At 57.2% G+C, this 20,689-nt stretch carries 18 protein-coding genes and 2 tRNA genes; 10 read left to right on the top strand and 10 right to left on the bottom strand.

Annotated elements, in window-relative coordinates:
- Positions 1-229 precede the first annotated feature (229 nt).
- Positions 230-997, top strand: coding sequence for an HAD-IIA family hydrolase (locus ADN00_RS02480; RefSeq protein WP_075061368.1), 768 nt, complete (start codon positions 230-232; stop codon positions 995-997).
- Between the two features lie 72 nt (positions 998-1,069).
- On the opposite strand, the gene ADN00_RS02475 is transcribed toward ADN00_RS02480, so the two are convergent.
- The 3 genes from ADN00_RS02475 to ADN00_RS02465 all read right to left on the bottom strand — a co-directional run bounded on the left by ADN00_RS02475 (position 1,070) and on the right by ADN00_RS02465 (position 5,036).
- Positions 1,070-2,005 (bottom strand): ribonuclease Z, encoded by a 936-nt coding sequence (locus tag ADN00_RS02475; RefSeq protein WP_075061367.1) that lies wholly within the window; start codon positions 2,003-2,005, stop codon positions 1,070-1,072.
- Between the two features lie 133 nt (positions 2,006-2,138).
- Positions 2,139-3,266, bottom strand: coding sequence for an NBR1-Ig-like domain-containing protein (locus tag ADN00_RS02470; RefSeq protein ID WP_075061366.1), 1,128 nt, complete (start codon positions 3,264-3,266; stop codon positions 2,139-2,141).
- A 423-nt stretch (positions 3,267-3,689) separates the two neighbouring features.
- Positions 3,690-5,036 (bottom strand): hypothetical protein, encoded by a 1,347-nt coding sequence (locus ADN00_RS02465; RefSeq protein WP_075061365.1) that lies wholly within the window; start codon positions 5,034-5,036, stop codon positions 3,690-3,692.
- 502 nt (positions 5,037-5,538) lie between these two features.
- On the opposite strand from ADN00_RS02465, the gene ADN00_RS02460 reads away from it, so the two are divergent.
- The gene (locus tag ADN00_RS02460; RefSeq protein ID WP_075061364.1) at positions 5,539-6,489 is read left to right on the top strand and encodes a hypothetical protein; all 951 of its coding nucleotides are present in this window, start codon (positions 5,539-5,541) and stop codon (positions 6,487-6,489) included.
- 79 nt (positions 6,490-6,568) lie between these two features.
- Here ADN00_RS02460 and ADN00_RS02455 read toward each other — a convergent pair whose 3' ends face one another.
- Positions 6,569-6,889, bottom strand: a complete 321-nt coding sequence (locus tag ADN00_RS02455; protein WP_075061363.1) for a TIGR04076 family protein — start codon at positions 6,887-6,889, stop codon at positions 6,569-6,571.
- 301 nt (positions 6,890-7,190) lie between these two features.
- Positions 7,191-7,264: transfer RNA gene (locus ADN00_RS02450), tRNA-Arg, on the bottom strand.
- Between the two features lie 153 nt (positions 7,265-7,417).
- Between ADN00_RS02450 and ADN00_RS02445 the strand changes: the two genes are divergently transcribed.
- The 4 genes from ADN00_RS02445 (at position 7,418) to ADN00_RS02430 (ending at position 10,990) form a co-directional block, all read left to right on the top strand.
- Entirely contained in the window at positions 7,418-9,493 is a 2,076-nt protein-coding gene (locus tag ADN00_RS02445) for a methyl-accepting chemotaxis protein (protein WP_075061362.1), read from the top strand.
- Positions 9,494-9,601: 108 nt separating this feature from the next.
- Positions 9,602-9,673: transfer RNA gene (locus ADN00_RS02440), tRNA-Gly, on the top strand.
- Positions 9,674-10,041: 368 nt separating this feature from the next.
- Positions 10,042-10,515 (top strand): maleylpyruvate isomerase N-terminal domain-containing protein, encoded by a 474-nt coding sequence (locus ADN00_RS02435; protein WP_075061371.1) that lies wholly within the window; start codon positions 10,042-10,044, stop codon positions 10,513-10,515.
- A 112-nt stretch (positions 10,516-10,627) separates the two neighbouring features.
- On the top strand, positions 10,628-10,990 hold the full coding sequence (locus ADN00_RS02430) for a hypothetical protein (protein WP_075061361.1): 363 nt from the start codon (positions 10,628-10,630) through the stop codon (positions 10,988-10,990).
- 70 nt (positions 10,991-11,060) lie between these two features.
- Here the strand turns inward: ADN00_RS02430 and ADN00_RS02425 are convergent, their stop codons facing one another.
- The 3 genes from ADN00_RS02425 to ADN00_RS02415 form a co-directional block, all read right to left on the bottom strand.
- Positions 11,061-11,921, bottom strand: a complete 861-nt coding sequence (locus tag ADN00_RS02425) for a DegV family protein (protein ID WP_075061360.1) — start codon at positions 11,919-11,921, stop codon at positions 11,061-11,063.
- Positions 11,922-12,033: 112 nt separating this feature from the next.
- Complete coding sequence (locus ADN00_RS02420) at positions 12,034-12,723, bottom strand: endonuclease III domain-containing protein (RefSeq protein WP_075061359.1); 690 nt, start codon at positions 12,721-12,723, stop codon at positions 12,034-12,036.
- A gap of 9 nt (positions 12,724-12,732) precedes the next feature.
- Complete coding sequence (locus tag ADN00_RS02415; protein ID WP_075061358.1) at positions 12,733-13,770, bottom strand: asparaginase; 1,038 nt, start codon at positions 13,768-13,770, stop codon at positions 12,733-12,735.
- 233 nt (positions 13,771-14,003) lie between these two features.
- Between ADN00_RS02415 and ADN00_RS02410 the strand changes: the two genes are divergently transcribed.
- The 4 genes from ADN00_RS02410 to ADN00_RS02395 are packed head-to-tail and all read left to right on the top strand — an operon-like array spanning position 14,004 to position 18,047.
- Complete coding sequence (locus tag ADN00_RS02410; RefSeq protein ID WP_075061357.1) at positions 14,004-14,966, top strand: sugar-binding transcriptional regulator; 963 nt, start codon at positions 14,004-14,006, stop codon at positions 14,964-14,966.
- Between the two features lie 29 nt (positions 14,967-14,995).
- Complete coding sequence (locus ADN00_RS02405; RefSeq protein ID WP_075061356.1) at positions 14,996-15,598, top strand: KpsF/GutQ family sugar-phosphate isomerase; 603 nt, start codon at positions 14,996-14,998, stop codon at positions 15,596-15,598.
- 46 nt (positions 15,599-15,644) lie between these two features.
- The gene (locus ADN00_RS02400) at positions 15,645-16,685 is read left to right on the top strand and encodes an alcohol dehydrogenase catalytic domain-containing protein (protein ID WP_075061355.1); all 1,041 of its coding nucleotides are present in this window, start codon (positions 15,645-15,647) and stop codon (positions 16,683-16,685) included.
- A 15-nt stretch (positions 16,686-16,700) separates the two neighbouring features.
- Positions 16,701-18,047, top strand: a complete 1,347-nt coding sequence (locus ADN00_RS02395) for an NAD(P)H-dependent oxidoreductase (RefSeq protein ID WP_075061354.1) — start codon at positions 16,701-16,703, stop codon at positions 18,045-18,047.
- Positions 18,048-18,194: 147 nt separating this feature from the next.
- Here ADN00_RS02395 and ADN00_RS02390 read toward each other — a convergent pair whose 3' ends face one another.
- A complete protein-coding gene (locus ADN00_RS02390; protein ID WP_075061353.1) occupies positions 18,195-19,064 on the bottom strand; it encodes an MBL fold metallo-hydrolase in 870 nt (289 codons plus the stop codon).
- A 42-nt stretch (positions 19,065-19,106) separates the two neighbouring features.
- Entirely contained in the window at positions 19,107-20,669 is a 1,563-nt protein-coding gene (locus tag ADN00_RS02385) for a sensor histidine kinase (protein ID WP_075061352.1), read from the bottom strand.
- Positions 20,670-20,689 lie beyond the last annotated feature (20 nt).

The following is a 20,689-nucleotide window of genomic DNA, read 5'->3' as shown; positions in this document are numbered from 1 at the left end:
GATCAGTATTGCCCATAATATGCGAAAATTGGCAGCCAGGTAGGCTACCAATTTTTTGTTTTTTCGTTTTTATTCGATTTGCAGCTAATTTTTGGGGCTGTTTCCAAATTCTTTAGAGACAGCCCCTTCGAGTAAAAGGATAACGTTTCATTAACTGTAGTAATCTTCTTTTGCCTGTATAATAAAAAAAACGAACATTTTTTAAATTTTTGGAGAGAAAAAACAACCCATGGGTGCTAAAAAAAACTATCTGAGTGATATGGACGGCGTGCTGATTCGCGGCAAGGAAATGGTTCCTGGCGCGGATCTGTTCATTGAGCGCCTGCGCAAAGCGGACGCGAAATTTTTGGTTTTTACCAACAATTCGCTCTACACCGCGCGCGATCTTTCTCACAACTTAAAGATGACTGGACTGGACGTTCCGGAAAACCTGATCTTCACCTCGGCGATTGCCACCGCGCGCTTTTTGCAGAACCAGCGACCGGGCGGCAAGGCGTTTGTGGTGGGTGAGGTGGGCCTGACGGCGGCCATCCACGAGGTGGGGTATATCATCACCGAGCATGACCCCGATTATGTGGTGCTGGGTGAAACCAACTATTACAACGCCGACGCGATCACCAAGGCCATTCGCCTGATCGCCAAGGGCGCGCGCTTTATTGCCACCAACCCCGACACCTCTGGCCCAACCGAGGCTGGGATTGTGCCGGGCTGCGGCGCGGTTGCCAAGCTGATCGAAGCCGCCACCGGCATTGAGCCCCTGTATATCGGCAAGCCCAACCCACTGATGATGCGCGCCGCGCTGAATTACCTGGGCGTGCACTCCGAAGACACGGTGATGATTGGCGACCGCATGGATACCGATATTATCACCGGTGTGCAGAGCGGCATGGAAACCATTCTGGTGCTTTCGGGCATTACCTCGATGGCTGAAGTGGAGAAACACCCCTACCAGCCCACCCATATTCTCAACTCGGTGGCCGATATTGTTATCGAGTAAGCCGGTACCCTGGCTACATCAACCAGCCGCTCTTCTACAGGGCGGCTGGATTGCTTAAGTTGGGGTCAGGCTTTATTCCTGCGCCGGGGATTCGTCTTTTTTGATCTGGAAGATGTCGAAATCGCGGGCGACCACAGCAGCCGGGAAAACCGATTGGGCTTCTTTGATCACGTCGCGGTTGCGGTAGCGGCGGGAGATATGGGTGAGAATGAGCTGCCTGGCTTCGGCGTCGCGGGCCAGTTCGGCGGCGTGCCGGGCAGTCATGTGTGAGAAGCGCCGTGCCATATTTTCTTCTTCATCCAGATAGGTGGATTCCATCACAATCGCGTCCGCACCGCGGCAAACGTCTAACAGGCTGCGCGTGTCGCCCACGTCGCCCACCAGCACCAGGCGCGTGCCGGGTTTGAATTCACCTAAAACCGTTTCGGGGTCAATCACGCGCCCGTCGGGCAGGGAAGCCGCTTCGCCTTCCACCAGCTTGCGCCGCCAGGGGCCGGGGGGAATGTTGAGGGCTTCGGCTTTCTCAGGTAGAAAGGGACGGCGGCCTTTCTCTTCGAACAGGTAGCCGAAGGAATCGGTGCCGCGATGAAAAACAGGGAAAGCCGAGATGCGAAAATCATCGGCTTCAAAGAAGGGGCCTTCGTTCACTTCGATCAGGTCAATGGGCATGGGCGGGCGCGTGTTGCGCAGCACCACACCGTATACCAGGTCGTGGATGCGCTCCAGGGCGCGCTTTCCGGCATAAATTTCCAGGCCTTCCATGGTTTCCCAGCGCATCAAGGTGGAGATCAGCCCGGCCAGCCCCAGAATGTGATCGAGGTGGCCGTGGGTAATGAGGATGCGGTTGAGGCGCTTAAAGCCCAAACCGGCCTGCAAGATCTGGCGCTGAGTACCCTCGCCGCAGTCAACCAGGAAGCGGTATTCGTCATGCTTGATGACCTGCGCCGGCAGACCACGCTGGATAGAGGGCGCTGAAGCGCTGGTGCCCAGGAAAATAACTTCAAACAAAGTGAACGGAATTCCTTTCTGAACGAATGCTTTATTGTACCAAAAATACGCCCGCGCCGCCGCAGCAGTTTGCGGGAATGCGAGACAACCCTCTACCCGCTTTTCGGAAACCGGCCGCGCCAGGCAGACGGTCTTACTTCTCGATGCGCGGGTTTACCCAGACCGCCCAATCCTGATTGGAGGGGCCGTTGGACTGGACAGCGAGGATGAACTGCACCGAGCTGCCAGCCAGAGAAGACAGGTCTACATTCAGCGAGGTGAGCGCGGCGTCATACTTCTCGCCCCAGGTGCCCAGGCTCTGCAAGGGGCCGCCATCCACGCGGTAATTAAGCTGATATTTCACATCGCAGGCGCTGCCGTTGTGCAGGCAGCCGATATCGGCCTTGAAGCGGTAACCTGACTGCACGGCCACGGCCGGGAAGCGCCCGCTGATCGCGCCGTTATCAATCCACTGCGGGTGGGTTTGGATGGAAACCTTGTTGGCAAAATCGCCGGTTTCCATTTTGGGGTTGCTGAGCTTGATCACAAACCCGCTGCTGTCGCCGGTGCCGCCGGGACAGGCCAGCACACCCGCCGCGCTGATCCATTCTGCCTCACAATATTTCTCCGCAAAGTTGTAGATCACGGTAGGTCCGCTGGAGGGAGTGTTCTTGACTTCAATTTCGACATAAAAGGCGCTGTTGCTGGCGCCCAGGCCAAACACCGCCCCCGAGGCGTTGCGCAGCTTCCAGTTTCCGCGGTAGGTACCCTCGGCGGTGGGGGCTTTCATCGACACGGAAATGTCAATGGTCTGGCCGGGAGCCACGCTGCCGGTGAGGCTGGTGGAGACCGGCGCGTTCATCGCGTCGCCGCTGTCAAAAACCACCGCGTAGCTGGTCGTCCAGGTACACGAGCCAGTGTTTTTGAGCCGCCAGGTTTTAATGAACTCTTTGTTGGGTTCCAACTGTGTTCCATCGGGAATGGTTACATCGGTCACAAATCCGGCCTGGTCGCAGGGGAGCGAGGTGCTGGTGGAGGCGGGCGCGGGAGTGGAGCCGCTGAAGGGCGCCAGGGTGACGGTGGGCGGCACGGTGATGACGGGCTGGGTGGCTGCCAGGGTGGCGGCGGCCGCGGCTTGTTCCGTTTGTGCCACCAGGGTCAGAGCCTGCTGGGCAGGGTCAGGAGTGGGGGTAAGGGTGGCGGCCGCGCCGGGGAAGTTGCAGGCAAAAGCCGCCAGTGCCAGGATGAGAATCAGGAATATCCACGGATGTTTTTTGAACATGAGGTACCGGCCTTTCTCCGTTATTCATCACGCAAAGGAACCGCGCTGCTACTTTTTGATTGTATCCAATTTTGAGGGGGTGTACCTGACGGATTTGGGCGCGCCGGGCGATTTGGGGAGGCCGGAAGGGGAGATGCGCCCTGTGGTGGTTAAATGACAAACGCCTGAGTGAGGGGGGCACCCAGACGTTCATCACCATAAGGATACCAAAACCAGGCCAAAAAATCAAGGCTTTTGGTCAAAATTAACAAGCTCTAATCTGAAATTAAGCTGTTTTTTCGTGGTATCTCCCTTAAATACAGGAACTGTTGACCGAGGTTCAACGCACCTTGCTTTTTTGCGCCGGGCGTGATTTATGAAAAAACGGGGCTGCCCATCTGAACAGGCAGCCCCGTTGGCTTCGCGGTTTGCGCGTGGTTGTGGTTAGTAATCCGGGCAGTGATCGCCGTAAGCGGCTTTCACCACGTCCCAGATGATGTCAGGCCGCACTGCGCCGCTGTCGTCCCAGGCGCGGCCGTAATGATCGTAGGCGTAATCTTCATTGCCGCTGTAGAGCAAATAGTCCACTTCTGAGATCATAGCGTAGTATTCTTTTTCCACGGTGCAGCCGCAGGGCATGCCCAGGTAGAACTGCATGCCGTGGGTCAGCTCATGCACCAGGGTGGCCGTCACTTCCGCGGAGGGGTCGTTCATGGCGCTGGAGGTCATATACACTTTTCCGCCCTCACGGACATCACAATTTTCTTTGTAGAAACAAGCTATGGCGTCCTCTCCGCAGGGGTTGTCGTCGGTGACAATAACTTCAGTCCAGTACTGCAGGTTGATGGCCACAATCTCGTGCAAGACAGGCAGGTCCGCGTTGAAAATTTCGTAAAAATAGGGCAAAGCCTGGGCGTCTACCACTTCTTCCGGAGTGGCGGGCCGATCGGGGATGCCGGGTTGGGGCGGCGGTTCGGGAGCGGCTTCGCCCTGCACGGTGAATTTGGCGTACTGCTGCACTTCCTGGTTGATGTAAAGCAGGAGAATGTAATCGCCTTCGGGGAGGGGCTCGTCGTCGTACAGCGAGCAGTAGTACATGCCGTTGGTTTGGGATTCCCAGGCGTTGTCTTCGCGCGAAACAGTGAGGTCATTGACCACCCATTCCACGGTGTAATCCATGCCGGCGCTCATGTTGGCATAAGGGAACACCGCATACACGGCCTGTGTACCGGCGGGGAAGACGCTGGTGATGCCGATGGGGAAGTTGTTGTCGCTCACATCACTGGCGATGGTGATAGGCCCAAAAGTGGGCGCACCGCCCTGGCCGGCTGGCGGCGCGGTTTCTGGGGCGGCCTCGGATTCGTCCACGCTGAAGGATGCGCTTTGCACGGCTTCACCGTTGAGAAGAATCGTCAGGTCGAAGGTTCCGCTCAGGTTTGGCTCTTCCAGGCTGTAGGCCAGCCAGCCTTCTTCGCCGTCTTCCCAGGTCAGATCTTCGCGCTGGTATAAATCGCCGTCCTGTTCCCAGACCAATGACCAGGGCTGCCCATCTTGCATGCCCTGGTAGGTGAAGAAGGCCCACACGGTGCCGGTTCCAGCCGGGAAGCGGCTGCCTTCTCCCAGGCATTCGCCGTCGTCGCTGACGTCTGCGCAGCACTGAATGGGGCTGATATTGCTTTCTGAGGAAGAGGTAGATGCGCCGCCGTCTTTTTGGGCGAAGGGTAACGAACAGGCCAGGCTGGTGAGCAGGATGACGGCCAAAAAAACAAACAGGGAAATTGGTTTTTTCATTTTTATCTCCACGCGGTTTCTGGTTCGATTCACCCAACAGCCGAATCAAACCGAACCATCCGAATCGGGTAGGGCGTTTTGTTTGTTTCTTCAGGCAACCAGTATGGAGGAAACCTGTAGTGGTCAATAAAAGGGAATCAACGGGGATATGTTTATGATACTCTGCGCGCTGGAAAATGCAAATGAGCGGGCGGCATATTCGCCGGAAGCGAGCAGGGATAGGTAAGCGGGTTCAAAGGGCATGGGAAAACATCCTGCTTTGGTTATAACGATCACAACGCGGCATGCCAAAATGCTGTCGTTATTTTCTCTGAAGTTACCTACTTGAAGGGCATCTCTTTACTCAGTATAGTGGATTTGAGAACAATGGACAGAAATGATGATAATTGTAAACGATTGAATTTCTAGCAAGTTCTTTACTACCCTCGCAGCCGAGAACCATTCTTTCTGCATCTAGTTCAGAAAAGACTCCTTCAATTCTGTTGCTCAATGGAGGTGTTCTATGTCTGCTATGGAGTTTCATCCCCCTGTGTTTCCATTTTCATCAAACCTCTGTGTAATGTGTGGACAGCCAGCCACAGAAAAGCTTGATTTTGATGCTTCTCAGGAGGCCACACGGTATTTTCTGGTTGGCAGAGTTGAAACCGCAAAATTTGGGTCTGTTTATCAGGTGCCTTATTGCCAAACTCACTGGCAAATGGCTCAGCGAATGATGAAGAGGATCAAAAGATATTCCATTACCAACGATATAGCCAGCCTCCTCTTATTAATTTCAAGCATCTTTCTTTCCTTTTCTTTGTTTAGAAATTATGGGGAAAAAGATTTAATCGGCTCCATTATTCTCAAAGTTTTAGGAGGTATTCTTATTGGCGGGTTTCTCCTCTTTCCCTTTGAACCGCTCTTCCGGTTGATCAACGGCATGTTTATGCCCATTGGAATGAGGAAAGAGGAAATAGAAGACCTGCGACAACACTTGAAAGCGCAGGGGCCAGGCATGCCTTATACAGGCAGCGTCAGTTATCTGCCAGGAATCAGTGTGAATTATTTTATTCCAGAAGGAATGACCGTGCCTACGGCAAAGACCATTTATGTAACCAGCCCCGAGTTTGCGCAGGAGACAAATTTGCGGACGGTCGGTCAGGTTTTGCTTGAGAGAGCAAACCGTGACAAGACTATAAAAAAACGTGCAGTGGCTAAAGGAAACCTGGTGAAGTATTGTTCAATTCTACAAGAAAAGGTAGAGCTCAAGAAATTGCCAGAATACGATACATTGGTTTGCGATCAAAGTATTCAAGGCTCCGGAAATATTGCTGTTTGTGATCAATTATGTAAACGTAACATAAAGCAGGTGATGATGTTAGAAACGGTTTTTAAGACAAAGCAACTGAATGAAACACAACGCAAGAATATGGAGACTTTTCTCGGGTTGCGGGATTGTACAGAAGAAAGATAATTTTTGTTTTTTTAATCTCCAAAAGAGCAACTGATAAGCAATATCTCATCTTTTTGATCGCTATTTTCAGCGAACCAGATCAATATTCTTTTTCTTTTATTGCTTCAATGGCAAAGATGACCGGCCGGATGCCGTCGGTGCAGCACAGGATTTGCATCCCGTCGCGGTTGTTCCAGGGGGTGTAGGTGGCGCCGGCTGAGAGGGCGCTGACGCCGCGATAGATGTCGATCCATGCCCACGGGCAGAAACCCGGCGGCATTTCCGCGCCGCCTTCGTAGGTGAAGGTGTCGCCTTCTTCCAGCAGGGGGCATGGTCCAACGGCTTTGCCTTCGGTCAGGTAGGCGTCGGCCAGGTCTGCGTAGAAGTGTTTTTTCAGGACGGTGATTTTCACTTGGCGCATGAGGATTTTCCGGGTGGCTGGATGGTTTGTTAGGATTGTATCGCGAAGGTTTGAAAAGGGAAATAGAGAAGGAATCGATTGGTTTTTGGAATATCTACTCTTGTGATAGGCAAAAAAGGGGGAGAAATTGATCATAAACTGTTTTTAGGTTAAATAATAAAGTGCCCCAGGGGGGACTCGGATATCATCCCTGTACGGGGACCCACAACCTAACTTTTTTAAGAATCAACAGTGCCCCAGGGGGGACTCGAGCATCGTCCCTCGATGGGGCGCACAACCTAACTTTTTTAAGAATCAATAGTGCCCCAGGGGGGACTCGAACCCACAACCTAAGCGTTAGGAGTGCTTTGCTCTGTCCATTTGAGCTACTGGGGCGCTGGTGGTAATTATAGCATTGGCAGGCGCGGTCATCAAGTCGACACGAAAAGGCTCAATTTACCCACAAACCCTAAAGAGTTGCTCGAACCAGCCGATATACCTTTCTAGCGGAAAAATCAGCAGTAAACCCCCTTTTCACAGGTGAATAAGATGCCCAACTTTCTTCGACGCATTGAGCTGCGCGGTTTGCGCGCGTCGCTCGGCATTACGATCGGCGCTGTTTCTCTTGTCCTTTCAATCCTCTTAATCGTCTCGATGACCCTGGTCATGCGCAGCCAGTCCCAGGCGACCATGCGCGACCGGCTGGCGACCATCGTCCGACTGGCTGCTTTGCAAGTGGACGGCGACAGTCACGCCGCTCTGCGCACCATGGAAGACCAGGGCAAGACCAGCTATATGACCCTTCAAAAGAAGCTGCGCGAAGTGCGCGAGATGGATGATGAGATTGCTTTTGTGTACACCCTGCGGAAAGGCGACGATGGCAATTTTTATTTCGTGATCGATATTGGCGATGACCAAGGCATGATCTTGCCGCTGGGCAGCGAGTATGAAGATGTGGGGCCCGACCTGGCAGCCAATTACGACACGCTGACCGGTCCGCTGGTGGAAAGCCAGTTCAATACCGATGAGTGGGGTACCTGGCTCACCGGGTATATGCCCATTTTTACCAAAACCGGCCAGTTGGACGCGGTGCTGGCGGTGGATATTTCGGCGGACAGCGTTGTGCAGCAGGGAGCGCGGTTTGTGCGCGTTGCCATACTGGCCACTTTGCTGATGGCGGTTTTGATTGGCGCGGCGGCGTTTTGGCTGGCCAATTCGATTGCCGTGCCGATGGGCATGATTGCCCGCTCGGCAGAGCGTTTTGCCGAAGGTGATTTTGAACTGGAGGGTGTGGATGTCAAGTATGGCCTGACCTTTACTGAGCGGCACGATGAAATTGGTGAGATCGCGCGCTCTTTTCAACGTTTAATGTATTATTTGCGCGAAATTTCTGCGGACGCGCAGCGTATCGCCCGGGGAGACTTGACCGGCAGTTTTGAAGTGCGCGGCCAGGGTGACCGTCTGGGTCAGTCCTTCAACGAAATGCGCTCTGGTCTGGCGGGGATGACGCGCCGCATTCACAACAGCGCGCAGCAGCTTACCCGCGCGGCGGGCAGCCTGACCACTACGGCTGAAGAGGCTGGAAACGCGCTGGTGCTGATTGGCGAGACGATGCAAGAGGTTACCCGCGGGGCGGTGGCGCAGGCCGATTCCAGCGCGAAAACGGCCCAGTCGATGGCCCAACTGAACGGCGCGATTGCCGGGGTGGCCCAGGGCGCGCAGGAGCAGGCGATGTCGGTCAGTATGGCCGCGACGGTGACGGCCGAAATCAACGACGCGGTGCGCATGGTAACCGCCCACGCAGCCAGCGGCGCGGAAGACGCGCGCCAGGCCGGGGCGGCCGCGCTGGAAGGCGCGCAAATTGTGGGCCAGATGGTGGAAGGCATGCGCCGCATCCACGCCCGCGTGGACGAATCGACCCAGAAAATTCACGAGATGGACCAGCACTCACGCCAGATTGGATTGATCGTGGAGACGATTTCGGATATTGCTGACCAGACCAATCTGCTGGCGATTAATGCCGCCATTGAGGCGGCGCGCGCTGGCGAGCAGGGCAAAGGCTTTGCGGTGGTAGCCAGCGAAGTGCGCAAACTGGCTGAGCTCTCAGCGGTTTCCACCAAAGAGGTCAGCGCGCTGGTGCGTGCCATTCGCCAGTCAACGGACGGCGCGGTAGCCGCCCTGGAGGAAAGCGCGCGTGAATCGGGCGAGGGCCTGGCGCGCGGCGACCAGTCGGGGCAGGCGCTGGAGCGGATTGTTTTCGCGGTGGAAGATGTGACCCGCCGGGTGGAAGAGATCAGCCAGGCCGCGCGGGCGGTGATCGGCGCGGCCGATACCCTGGTGGGGGCGATGGATTCGGTTTCGGCGGTGGTGGAGGAAAATACCGCCGCGACAGAGGAAATGTCTGCCAGCGCCGCTGAGGTGAACGATGCGGTCAGCCTGATCGCGCGCACCAGCGAGGAGAATACCGCTGCGATGGAAGAAGTGAGCGCCTCCGCGGACGAGATCCGCGACCAGGTGGGGCAGATGGTGATTTCGTTTGGCATGCTCAGCCAGATGGCGCAAGACCTGAACACGGCGGCCAGCCAGTTCCAATTGGGTGATCAGGCTGCCGGCGAGGACGAGTAGGAACGGATGAGAACGCGCGTCCCGCTCGCGGAGATCGGGTGGGGCGCGCGCCGATAATTCCTTCCTTGACCGTGCGGCGCGGGCAGAGTAAAATAAGGGACAGGCAACGCGGGAGTCGCCAAGTGGTAAGGCAGTAGCCTTCCAAGCTACTATTCGCGGGTTCGAATCCCGTCTCCCGCTCTCATCCCCACACAGGTTGTGGGGATTTTTGATTGGCAGAGAAACGGGAGACTGGCGGTGGGGGCAGGCGGGTGGTCACGCTGGTTTACCTTTTGGGCGCCTGATCTTCCCTGCACACCACCCTCCCGCTCATTCCCACATGAGCTGTGGGAATTTTTATTTGGTTTTGGAATATGATTAATGAGTAGCACATCCTTGAAATTGGACGCGAAGCGGATTAGGTCTGCCTGGTCTTCGGACGGGGATTCTTACCGTTTTGAATGAGACAAAGACGCCGGTTTGAGGGCGGAGGTATGCACGGTGTTTTTTTAGGCAGAATCGCCCGCAACCTCGCCCATAAGATTGAAGAAGGAATGGGAAACCATAGGATGACTGCGCGATCTGAACGCTTCTCTCAATTGGAGCAAAGTGTTACCCATCTGCTGGAGGTGATGGACAGCCTGCCCGATCCGCTGCTTGAGGTGTATCCCGGCTGGAGCGCGAAAGACGTGCTGGGTCACCTGGTGGGCTGGCACGAGAGCTTTGCCCGCAACACGCGCGACCTGAGCCTGGGGGTACAGCCGAAGCCGCTCAAAGGCCGCCTGCAAGACCTGAACGACCAGTTCGCGGCCGAGTCGCGCGTGCTGGATGTGCCGGCGCTGGCCGCCCGCCTGCGCGCGGCGCAGACCTTGCTTGGCGAGCACATTCTCAACCCGCGAGTAGAGATCATCCCATACCGGGTTGGCTCGCGCAGCTATTCGCCGGAAGATCATCTGGAGATCGTGCGGCAGCACATCCTGCACCATATTGGCGACATTCAAAAAGTGGTCGGGCGACAGGCGCGCCGCGCCGCCCAAAATTAATCATAATTTCACTCGAATAGAACCATTTTTCACTCTGTTTTTATGGTCTGCGTCTTTGCCGCGGAGTATAACCAGTGTGAAATTTTTGTTTATTAAAGAAAGGTCAGGATTCATGGATCGCATTCGTTTTGAAGACTATAAAGGAAAAAAGGTTTTGATCGAAGATTTCAGCCAGATGCGCCCCGGCCCCGAGTTTTTGGCGCTGATTGCCGCTGCGCAAAAGATGATTGCCAGCCAGCCCCAAAAATCGGTGCTGGCCGTGCTGGACGCGACCGGCGCGAGTTTTAACAACGAAATTCTGGCCGCGATGAAGGATTTTACCAAAGCCAACACGCCCTATGTGAAGGCCGCCGCGGTGACGGGGATCAACGGCCTGCTGCAGGTGGCGCTTTCCAGCATTTCCAAGTTCTCCGGGCGCAGTTTCAACGCTTTCCCCACCCGTGAAGCAGCCCTCGACTGGCTGGTTCAGCAGTAGCTATCTGACCCGCTAAATCAAAAACCTCCTCGCGTGAGGAGGTTTTGCATTTTTATAGACCTGGACTTGCCTACAGCGAGTAACCGCACAGCGCCACCGCTTCGGGGCCGGTGTGCGTGCCCAGAATGGGGCTGACGATGGAAATGATCAGTTCTTCGGGGTGGAATTCCTGGCGGATGCGCTCGGCCAGCTGCTCGGCGGCTTCGCGGGCGTTGTTATGCAGCACGGCGATGCGCAACGGACGCGAGGCGTCTACCTGTTTGAAGAAGTTCTGGTAGAGCACTTCGAGAGCGCGCTTGCGGGTGCGGGTGGGAACGCCGGCTTCCACCGCGCCGGTCTGGTGGTTGACGAAGATCTGCGGTTTGAGGTTGAGGAGCTGGCCAATAAAGGTGGCCGCGCCGCCAATCCGCCCGCCGCGGTGCAGATATTCGAGGGTGTTGAGCGAAATAATGTAGACCAGCTTCTGGCGCACCTGGTCGGCGGCGGCGATCATTTCCTGCGCGCTGGCGCCATTCTCTCTGGCGCGGGCGGCGGCCAGCAGCTGCCAGCCGATGCTCATCGAGTTGGATTTGGTGTCGTGGATGTGCACGGGGATGTCCATTTGCAGCCCGGCCTGGCGCGCCGAGTCAATGGTGCCGCTCATCGCGCTGCTGATGGTCAGCACCACAATTTCTTGCGCGCCGTCCGCGACCAGCTGCTGGTATACACGCGCGAAGTCCTGCGGGCTGGGCTGCGAGGTGCTGGGAAAGGCGTCTGGGTGGGCGACCAGCTGCTCGTAGAAGCGTTCGGGACGAATGTCCACGCCGTCTTTTAAGACCTGCCCGTTCCAGATGATATACAGGGGCACTACATGAATCTGATAGCGGTCAATTAATTCTTGAGGCAAATCGTGTGTGCTGTCACATACCAGGGCAATTTTATATTGGCTCATCTCAACCCTCTACATATTAATTTTTTAACTGCAAGAATAGTACCACCAATTACCATTGGAAGCTCCGCCGGTATGACCTGATTATGACCAAAATAGGACGCGCAGGAAGGCGTCAGTCGCTTCCCACCTGCGCGGAGGGGCAAAGATCGTTGAGCGGGCAGGCGCGGCAGTTGGGCTTGCGCGCGTGGCAGATTTCTCGCCCCAGACGGATGAGATTGAGGTGCGCCGGGCCGTAGGTTTGCGGGTCGAAGAGGGCTGCCAGGTGCGGGTGCGCCTGTTCGGCGTTCATCTCAGCGGGGCGCAGTCCCAAGCGGCCGCTGACGCGGTGAACATGGGTGTCAACCGGGAAGGCCGGGATGCCCAGGGCAAACTGCAGCACAATCGCGGCTGTTTTTGGGCCAACCCCGTTAAACTGCAGCAGCCAGGCGCGGGCTTCTTCGGCGTCCCATCCTTTTAGAAAATCCAGGTCCAGGCTGCCGCGCTCGTTGGTGATCTGGCGCAGCACCTGCTGGATGCGCGGGCCTTTCTGGTTGGCCAGCCCGGCCGGGCGAATGGCGTCCATCACCGCTTCGGCAGGCGCGTCGCGCACCGCCTCCCAGGTGGAGAAGGCCGCGCGCAAGCGGTTGAAGGCCAGGTCGCGGTTGGTGTCGTTGGTGTTTTGCGACAGGATGGTGGAAACCAGCTCGTCCATGGCCGGCAGCGGATCGCGCCATTCGGGCAGGCCATAATACTGCAGCAGGCGTTCGTAGATGAGGCGCGCGTGATGCTCGGTTTGCGGGTCGGCCGGTTGAGAGTCGCTCATGCGGAGTCCTTAATGAAACTGGAGTTGAAAACAAGGGCGCAGTTCCCCGACTTCCATTTTACGCCAGTTGCGCACTTTCCAGTCCCAGAACGCTTCCAAACCTTCTACGGCTGGAACGGTCAGGCCGAGCTGGCGCAGGATCTCAAGGGTAACCACGTTGCGCGCGCGCCCGTCGCTGTCGCCATCGGCGATCTTGATGGTGATGCCCAGCGCCGGGCGGCCGGGAATGGCCTGAGGCAGCACGCCGACGGCCTGGTAACCTTCGGCGCCCATTTTCGAGAAGAGTTTACCCTGCGCGGCGCGCATCAGGTGGGTATCCAGGCGGTCGGGACCGGCCACCATCTCCGGGTGGGCGCGCATGGCGCGGGTGATCAGGCGGCAGGCTTCGGCGCGCTCGGCGGGCAGGCCGGCGGGGTCGCTCAGGCGCGCGTAGCCCAGAGCGGCGTTGTAGAGCGGCAGGGCGTGCACCGGTGCGGAGCAGCCGTCGATGTCCAGGCCGATCTGCTCAGCGGGAACATCGCACATTTCGGCGATGGTCTGCAGGTTAGCCTGCTGCACCGGGTGGTTGAAATCGAGGTAGTTTTGTTTGGACAAACCGCGCAGCACGCACTGCGCCAGCATACCGGTGTGCTTGCCAGAGCAGTTGTGGCGGTTGGGGGTGGGGGCTTCGCCGCGGGCAGCCAGGGCCAGGGCGGTGGGCTTGTGAAAGGGCGGGTGCGTGCCACACTGCAAATCCGCTTCTTGCAGCCCGGTCTTGGCCTGCATGCTGCTCACCGTTTGGTAGTGCAGATCGGTGCCAGAATGCGAGGCGCACATCAGTGCCACCTCGGCATCGCTCCAGTGGAAGTGCTGCGCGCCGCCCAGCTCTAAGAAGTGCAGCGCCTGAAAGGGCTTGGCGCTGGAGCGCAGGTAGGTGACCAGGCCGGGGTCTCCCAGGCTGGCGATCAGGCGTCCGGCCGGGTCTACCACGGCGGCGGCGCCAAAGTGAACGGATTCAACGAGCGTACCGCGAGTTACTTCCATTACGGGAATGAATGAATTGGGCATCTGGCCTCCTGATTTTTTGATTATAGCACTCGAAGAATAAAGGAAAGAAGCGCCAAACGTAAACAGTGTGCTTGACATTCATCAGAAGGGGGGCTATACTATCTGTAATATAGTCAATTTTTCAATAGTGAAAATATTTTCACTTATTTTTTCAAATCATACTGAACATTTTTCTGAATTTGAGATTATGTTCATTAATGTAGCAGCCCGACCCATGGTTACCGGAGCTTTGCATGTCTCGCAAACCTGAACCGATCGACCCTCACCTTTTATGCCGCGTCAGCACGCTGTATTACCAGCACCATCTCCATCAAGAGGAAATCTCTGCGCGGTTGGGGCTTTCGCGCACAAAAATTGTGCGCCTGCTGCAGCAAGCTGAAGCGGAAGGAATCGTGCGGGTGAGCGTGCGCGCCCCGGAAGGGGTATATACCGATCTGGAAACCGCGTTGGAAAAACGCTACGGCCTGCGCGAAGCCGTGGTGGCGCATGTGCAGGCGGGGGCGTCTGCTTCCGAACTGTACCAGGATTTGGGAGAAACGGCCGCCGGGTATCTCACACGCTGCCTCTCGCCCGGCTTGGTGATTGGCATCTCCTGGGGAGCGGCCTTGCTGGCAATGGTCAACGCTTTGCAGCCGCAAAACTGCCCGGACGTTACCGTGGTGCAGATGGATGGTGGACTGGGACCGGCCGGGCAAGACGCGCACGCCTTTTCGATGTGCCGCCGACTGGCAGACAAGCTGTCCAGCCAATTGTGCCTGCTTTCGGTGCCCGGCGTGGTGGATAGCTGCGCGGTCAAAGAGGCCATTCTGGCTGACCGCAACGTGCAAAACGCCCTGCGCCGCCTGGACGATGTGCAGGTCGCATTTGTGGGCATCGGCGCGCCGCACAAAGACTCGCTGCTTATGCGCGACGGGAGCATTATTAAACCGAAGGAGCTGGAGCAATTGTTGGCCAGCGGTGTGGTGGGTGATATTGCTCTGCGTTTTTTGAACGCGCAAGGCGATGTTGTGAGCACTCCTCTGGACGAGCGGGTGATTGGCGTAAGCGTGGAACAGCTCAGGCGCGTTCCCCGGCTTGTGGGGGTGGCGGGCGGCCTGCAAAAGCTGGACGTTGCGCGCGCCGCGCTGCGCGGGGGCTGGCTGGACGTATTGATCACCGATCATCATTTGGCGCGTTGCCTGCTGGCAGATGTGTGACAGAAAATTTGAACAGGAGGTTGGATGGGATGACTTCAGAAGAAATTCTTGATCTGGCAAAAGCAACCATTCTGCGCGAGGGTGAAGCGGTGGCTTCGCTGACCGCTCAGTTGGACGAAGGGTTTGTGGCTGTGGCGCGCGCCTTGCTGGCCTGTGAGGGGCATGTTTTGGTGGCCGGCTCGGGCACATCCCATGCGGTGGGCGCGCGGCTGGCGCATTTATTGTCTTGCTGCGGCACGCCGGCCATGTTTATTCACCCCGGCGACAGCCAGCATGGCCTTTCTGGCGCTGTTACCGCCCGCGATGTGCTGATCGCGCTTTCTAAAGGCGGCGAAACGGTGGAAGTGAACTTTTTAGCGCGCCTGGCCAAAGAAAAAGGCGCGAAAGTGATTGCCCTCACCGAGAAGCCTGAATCGACCCTGGGTAAGACTGCCGACCTGGTTTGGAAGGTGGTCGCGCCAGAGGGTGTGGATCCCTACGGCATGATCGCCACGGGCAGCTCGCTGGTGAATTTAGCCATGGGCGACGCGCTGTGTGTGGCGCTGCTCAACATGCGCGGTTACACTAAAGAAGCCTTTGGCAAAACCCACCCCGGCGGCGCGGTTGGCATTCAGGTAAAAAAAGATCAATAATCAACGAACCCTTGCCGTTCCATTATCAATAGAAAAGGAAATTGAAATGAAAGCAGCCTATTTAGTCGGTCCCCAACAATTTGAAGTGCGTGAAGTCCCCGAACCTGAAGTTCCCGAGGACGGTGTGTTATTGGACGTGAAGGCTTGTGGCGTGTGCGGCTCAGATCTGCGCCGCTGGCGCGAGGGCCTGCCCGAGGGGCGAGATCCCTATGTGCAGGGGCATGAGTTTGCGGGCGTGGTGCTGGCGGTTGGCCCGCAGCAAAAAGATTACAAAGTGGGTGATTTATTGGCGGTGGCCGCCGATGTGCACTGCGGTAAGTGTTATTACTGCCAGCGCGGCATGTACAATCTGTGCGAGAACGCCCGCCTGGTGGGAATTTCGGCGGGCATGCCGGGCGGTCTGGCGCAGAAGGCGGCCCTGAGCGGCGATATTTTGACCAACGGCATTATCCACCGCATGCCCGAAGGCATGTCTTTTGAACATGCCGCGCTGGCCGAGCCGCTCAGCTCAGTGTTGGCCGCGCACCATAAAGCGGAGACCAATCTCTCGCACACGGTGGTGGTGTTGGGCGGCGGCCCCATTGGCTGCTTCCACATCGCGGTGGCGCACGCGCGCGGCGCGAAAGTGATTCTGTCTGAGCCCAGCGCCGAGCGCCGCCAGATGGCTGAGCCTTTCCACCCCGAATTTGTGATTGATCCTTTCAATGAAGATGTGGTCGCCCGCGTGCGCGAACTGACCGGCGGCCTGGGTGCCGACATTGTGGTCTGCGCCAATCCCATCGTTGCCACCCAGACCCAGGCGGTGGAAATGGTGCGCAAAGCCGGACGGGTCATTTTATTTGGCGGCCTTCCCAAAGCCAACCCAATGACAAGCCTGAACGCCAACCGCATTCACTATGATGAGATTGAAGTGGTGGGCGCGTTTTCTTATCACCCCATTTTCCACGAACAGGCCCTGGATGTGCTGCAGCGCGGTTTAATCGACGGCGATACGGTCATCACCCATGTGTTCAGCCTGGATGATGTTGACAAGGCTTTTCAGGCATCCGCATCCGGCCAGGCGTTAAAAGCCATTGTGAAACCGTAATACGATGAGGTTGAAATGATCGGATTAAACGAAGAGTTGCGTGAGCGGCATGCAGCCGGAAACCCGGTGCGCATTGGCCTGATCGGCGCCGGACAGATGGGCACCGACGTGGTGGCCGAAGTCTCGATGATGCTGGGCGTGGAAGTGGTGGTGACCGCCGATGTAGACCTGGAGCGCGCCCGCAAGGCGTACGAAATTGGCCAGGTTAAGGCCGAAGTGGTGGTGGCGCAGACGGCCGAAGAGGCCGACGCAGCCGTGCGCGCTGGTAAAGTGGTGGCTGCCACCGATTACCATGTGGTAACGCAAATGAAAACCGTGCAGGTGATGCTGGAAGCCACCGGTGTGCCGGAAATTGGCACGCGCGCCGCGCTCCTTTCGGCGCGCAGCGGGCAGCACCTTTCGATGATGAATGTGGAAACCGATATCACCGTTGGCCCGGTGCTGCGCTGGTATGCCGAGCGCAAAGGTGTGCTGTACGCCCTGGCCGCAGGTGACGAGCCTGCCGCCTGCAAAGAACTGTACGATTTTGCTGAAGCCCTGGGATTTACCATTGTGGCAGCTGGCAAGGGCAAAAATAACCCCCTCGACCGCCACGCCACACCGGTTGACCCGGTGATTGCCAAAGAGGCCGCGCGGCGCGGGTTAAGCCCCAACATGCTGGTGGAATTTGTGGACGGCAGCAAAACGATGATTGAAATGGCCGCGGTGGCCAATGCCACCGGCCTGGTGCCGGATGTGCGCGGCATGCACGGCCCGGACACGGACCGCGATCACCTGAGCGAAACCTTCCGGCTTAAGGAAGAAGGCGGCGTTCTGAACAAGATGGGTGTGGTTGATTATGGAATTGGCCGGGTGGCCCCGGGCGTCTTTTTGGTCATCCGCACCGATCACCCGCGCCTGCGCGAGGCGATGGTGCTGCGCGATATGGGCAACGGCCCCTATTACACCCTCTTCCGCCCCTATCACCTGTGCAGCATTGAGGTTCCTCTGACCTGCGCCATGCTGGAAATTCGCAAGAAACCCAATATGGTGCCGCTCAACCGCCTGGCGGCTGAGGTTTTCGCGGTGGCCAAGCACGACCTGAAACCGGGAGACGTGCTCGACGCGATTGGCGGAACGGCGTATTACAGCCTGGTGGATACCTATGAAACCGCCCGCGCCGAGCGCCTGCTGCCGATTGGCCTGGCGAAAGGGGCGCGCGTTATCCGCGACATCCCGGTGGACCAGCCCATCACCCTTGATGACGTTGAGTTGAAACCCTCTACGGTGCTGGAACTGCGCAAGCTGCAAGACCAGTGGTTTGCCGGTAAAGTGTCGGATGACGAGTTGGAAAAAGCGATAGACGGGCTTGCGTTGGAGTAGTCGGACAAGGAAAGTCATTCTTTGCGGACTTAAACAGGTTCATTCCTCCTCCTCTATTTTCATGGATGAACACATGCAAGCAGCAAAAGGCCAGCCCTCGCTTAGTGGGGGCTGGCCGCGTTTAACCGGGCAAGGTTAGGCTGCCGCCTAGTTGACAAAACCAGGGTCTGCGCTGTTGTGCAGGTAGGTGCGGACGTAGTATTGGCGCAGGCCGTACGCCAGACGCTGCTGATAGAGGATCTCTTTTTCGGGGGAGATGTGAAACTCCTTCAACAATTCGGGGATCAGGCTCTCTGTTTTTTCGGGGGCGGCTTTCTTCTGCGCCAACTCTTCCATGCGCTCGTGCAGCAGGGTAAGGTAGGCGTGCTGCGCCTTCAAGTCGGCGGCGTGAATGATGCCTGATCGGCTGCTGATCATCACATGCGTATTGAACTCATCCGATTTGAGACGTTCGACGGATTTGATCCAGGCGGGCAGGTCGGCGCATTCCAAAAACGGCGGTTCGCCGGGGGTAACCGTGTCTCCGACAAAGATGATCTGGTGGTCGGGCAGAATGGCCCAGATGGAGCCGTTGGACGGCCCGGGGTGATGTTGCAGCACCAGCGGATTGGCTTCGGTATCCCAATAAATTTCCAACTGCTCGTTGAAGCTGATCTCTGGCAAGGCCCAGCGCACCGTTCCCAGCCCGCCGAACTGTTCCCATTCTGCGCCGCTGCCCACCGGCTGGGGGCGGAAGGTGGCCGGTCGGGCGCAGATATTATCCGCGATGCTGGCATGCGCCACCACGGTGCAGTCCATATTGCGAACGCCAATCACCCGGTCCAGATGATCGTCGAGATTAACCAGAATGCGGTCTACGCCTCCGCCCAGGTTTAACAGGGCGGAGCGCCATGAGCGCGCGTCTTCTGCTCGAAAGGGGGCATCGATTAAGATTAATCCGTGAGGCCAATTGATGGCGCCGAGAGTCACTCCTGGGAAGCCGGTTTCAATGTAAATTTTGGGAGCGATTTCCTGCATGCTTTCTCCTAACTGATAAGATCGCCGTTTCAGGCGGGAAGTCTATTCTACTACCGGTAGAGTAAAAATGAAGCTGCTGCCTTGATTCAGCTCACTTTCCACCCAGATCTGGCCGTTGTGGGCCTTCACCGCCAGTTGGCAGAAGGCCAGCCCCAAACCCAGACCTTTGGGCATATTTTTGGATTGGACGCGTGAAAACTTTTTGAAGATTTCTTCCTGCATGGCTGGGGGGATGCCGGGACCGTTATCCTGAACGGTGATCTGCATCCAACCGGCTGATGCTTGGGTGATAAGGCTGATCTCGCCGCCGCTGGGAGTGTATTTGGCGGCATTTTCCAGCAGGTTGATAATCACCCGCCGGATCATGTCTTCGTCGCCGTACACCCGCGGATATTCGCTTTGCAGGTTGAGATTAAGGGTTTGGTGTTTGTGTTCAATCACCGGTTGGATGGCGTCGGCGGCCTCGTAGCACAGGCGGGAAATTTCCAATGGGCGTTTGTCGGTAATCGACTGCCCGGCCTCCAGACGGTAAATATCGAGCAGTGAGTTAATCAGGCGCTGCATGCGCTCAGTGGAGCGGTTGGTGATGGAAAGAATCGGCTGCAGGTTCTCCATACAGTCGGGGGGGAGAAAGGAGTGCAGCATATCCAGGCTGGAGATGATGTTGGAGAGCGGCGAGCGCAGATCGTGGTAGATCATGGCGATCAGGTTCTCGCGCAGGGCGTCCAGCTCTTTGCGCTCGCGAATATCTTCCAACACCCACTGATAGACGACTTCGCTGTCCACTGGCACCGCGCGCACAAATACCTGTACAGGCAGCGTCTGGCCATCTTGGGTGTGGAAGGCGGATTCGTAGAAGACGGTTTTGCCGGTTTCCAGCAGGGACGAGTCTTTGCCGGTTTGTTCCAGGTCTGCTTCGTGCAGCTCGTAGATGTTCATGCGCGCCAGCTCTTTCAGCGGATACCCGAACTGCTCCAGGGCGCGGTTGTTGGCTTCCAGCACGCGGCCCTTTTTGTTGGTGATGAGAATCGGGTTGATGTTCTCTTCAAACAATTCGCGGTAGCGCCGGTGGGCAGACTGCAGGGCCTCGTAGAGGCGCGCGTTGTAAATGGCGAACCCGGCCTGGTCGGCAATTGATTGCAGCAGATCGAGGGCGTTTTGATCGAGCACACCCGGTTTGGGGTGAACGGCGGTGAGCACACCAACCAGCTGGTCGTGTACCACGATGGGAACGCAAATTGCCGATTTCGCGCCGGTACGCTGATCGCTGTCGTCGGGGCGGCGCAGCCAGCGTTCGTCCTGACTGGTGTCCGTCAGGCAAACGCCTTTGCGGTTGCGCCGGACCCAACCGGCCAGGCCCTGATCGAGGGTGGACTGCAGTTGGCGGGTGGTGTGGGCGATGAGCTGGTTCTTGTACACGATGGCCGCGTCTACCGGGTTTTGTTTTTCATCCAGCACAATCAGGCTGGCGCGTTCGGCACCCACGTTTTCCACGCATAAAAACAAGACGCGCGGCAAGACTTCGTGCAGATTGATGGACGTTGCCAGTTCGCGGCTGATGTTGTAGAGCAATTCGAGCGACGCGTTTGATCGTACGGGCGGCATAAAGTGTTCCTGATGATAGA

Origin of the sequence: Ornatilinea apprima (genome assembly GCF_001306115.1) — a bacterium.
GTDB classification, from domain to species: domain Bacteria; phylum Chloroflexota; class Anaerolineae; order Anaerolineales; family Anaerolineaceae; genus Ornatilinea; species Ornatilinea apprima.
The sequence above is the reverse complement of the archived record's forward strand: the minus strand, read 5'-3'. Positions and strand labels throughout refer to the sequence as shown.

Bases quoted from the DNA above. Each gene is read 5' to 3' on its own strand.
- ADN00_RS02480 (WP_075061368.1), top strand. From the start codon at position 230: ATGGGTGCTAAAAAAAACTATCTGAGTGATATGGACGGCGTGCTGATT.
- ADN00_RS02470 (WP_075061366.1), bottom strand. From the start codon at position 3,266: ATGTTCAAAAAACATCCGTGGATATTCCTGATTCTCATCCTGGCACTG.
- ADN00_RS02465 (WP_075061365.1), bottom strand. From the start codon at position 5,036: ATGAAAAAACCAATTTCCCTGTTTGTTTTTTTGGCCGTCATCCTGCTC.
- ADN00_RS02460 (WP_075061364.1), top strand. From the start codon at position 5,539: ATGTCTGCTATGGAGTTTCATCCCCCTGTGTTTCCATTTTCATCAAAC.
- ADN00_RS02455 (WP_075061363.1), bottom strand. From the start codon at position 6,889: ATGCGCCAAGTGAAAATCACCGTCCTGAAAAAACACTTCTACGCAGAC.
- ADN00_RS02445 (WP_075061362.1), top strand. From the start codon at position 7,418: ATGCCCAACTTTCTTCGACGCATTGAGCTGCGCGGTTTGCGCGCGTCG.
- ADN00_RS02435 (WP_075061371.1), top strand. From the start codon at position 10,042: ATGACTGCGCGATCTGAACGCTTCTCTCAATTGGAGCAAAGTGTTACC.
- ADN00_RS02430 (WP_075061361.1), top strand. From the start codon at position 10,628: ATGGATCGCATTCGTTTTGAAGACTATAAAGGAAAAAAGGTTTTGATC.
- ADN00_RS02425 (WP_075061360.1), bottom strand. From the start codon at position 11,921: ATGAGCCAATATAAAATTGCCCTGGTATGTGACAGCACACACGATTTG.
- ADN00_RS02420 (WP_075061359.1), bottom strand. From the start codon at position 12,723: ATGAGCGACTCTCAACCGGCCGACCCGCAAACCGAGCATCACGCGCGC.
- ADN00_RS02415 (WP_075061358.1), bottom strand. From the start codon at position 13,770: ATGCCCAATTCATTCATTCCCGTAATGGAAGTAACTCGCGGTACGCTC.
- ADN00_RS02410 (WP_075061357.1), top strand. From the start codon at position 14,004: ATGTCTCGCAAACCTGAACCGATCGACCCTCACCTTTTATGCCGCGTC.
- ADN00_RS02405 (WP_075061356.1), top strand. From the start codon at position 14,996: ATGACTTCAGAAGAAATTCTTGATCTGGCAAAAGCAACCATTCTGCGC.
- ADN00_RS02400 (WP_075061355.1), top strand. From the start codon at position 15,645: ATGAAAGCAGCCTATTTAGTCGGTCCCCAACAATTTGAAGTGCGTGAA.
- ADN00_RS02395 (WP_075061354.1), top strand. From the start codon at position 16,701: ATGATCGGATTAAACGAAGAGTTGCGTGAGCGGCATGCAGCCGGAAAC.
- ADN00_RS02390 (WP_075061353.1), bottom strand. From the start codon at position 19,064: ATGCAGGAAATCGCTCCCAAAATTTACATTGAAACCGGCTTCCCAGGA.
- ADN00_RS02385 (WP_075061352.1), bottom strand. From the start codon at position 20,669: ATGCCGCCCGTACGATCAAACGCGTCGCTCGAATTGCTCTACAACATC.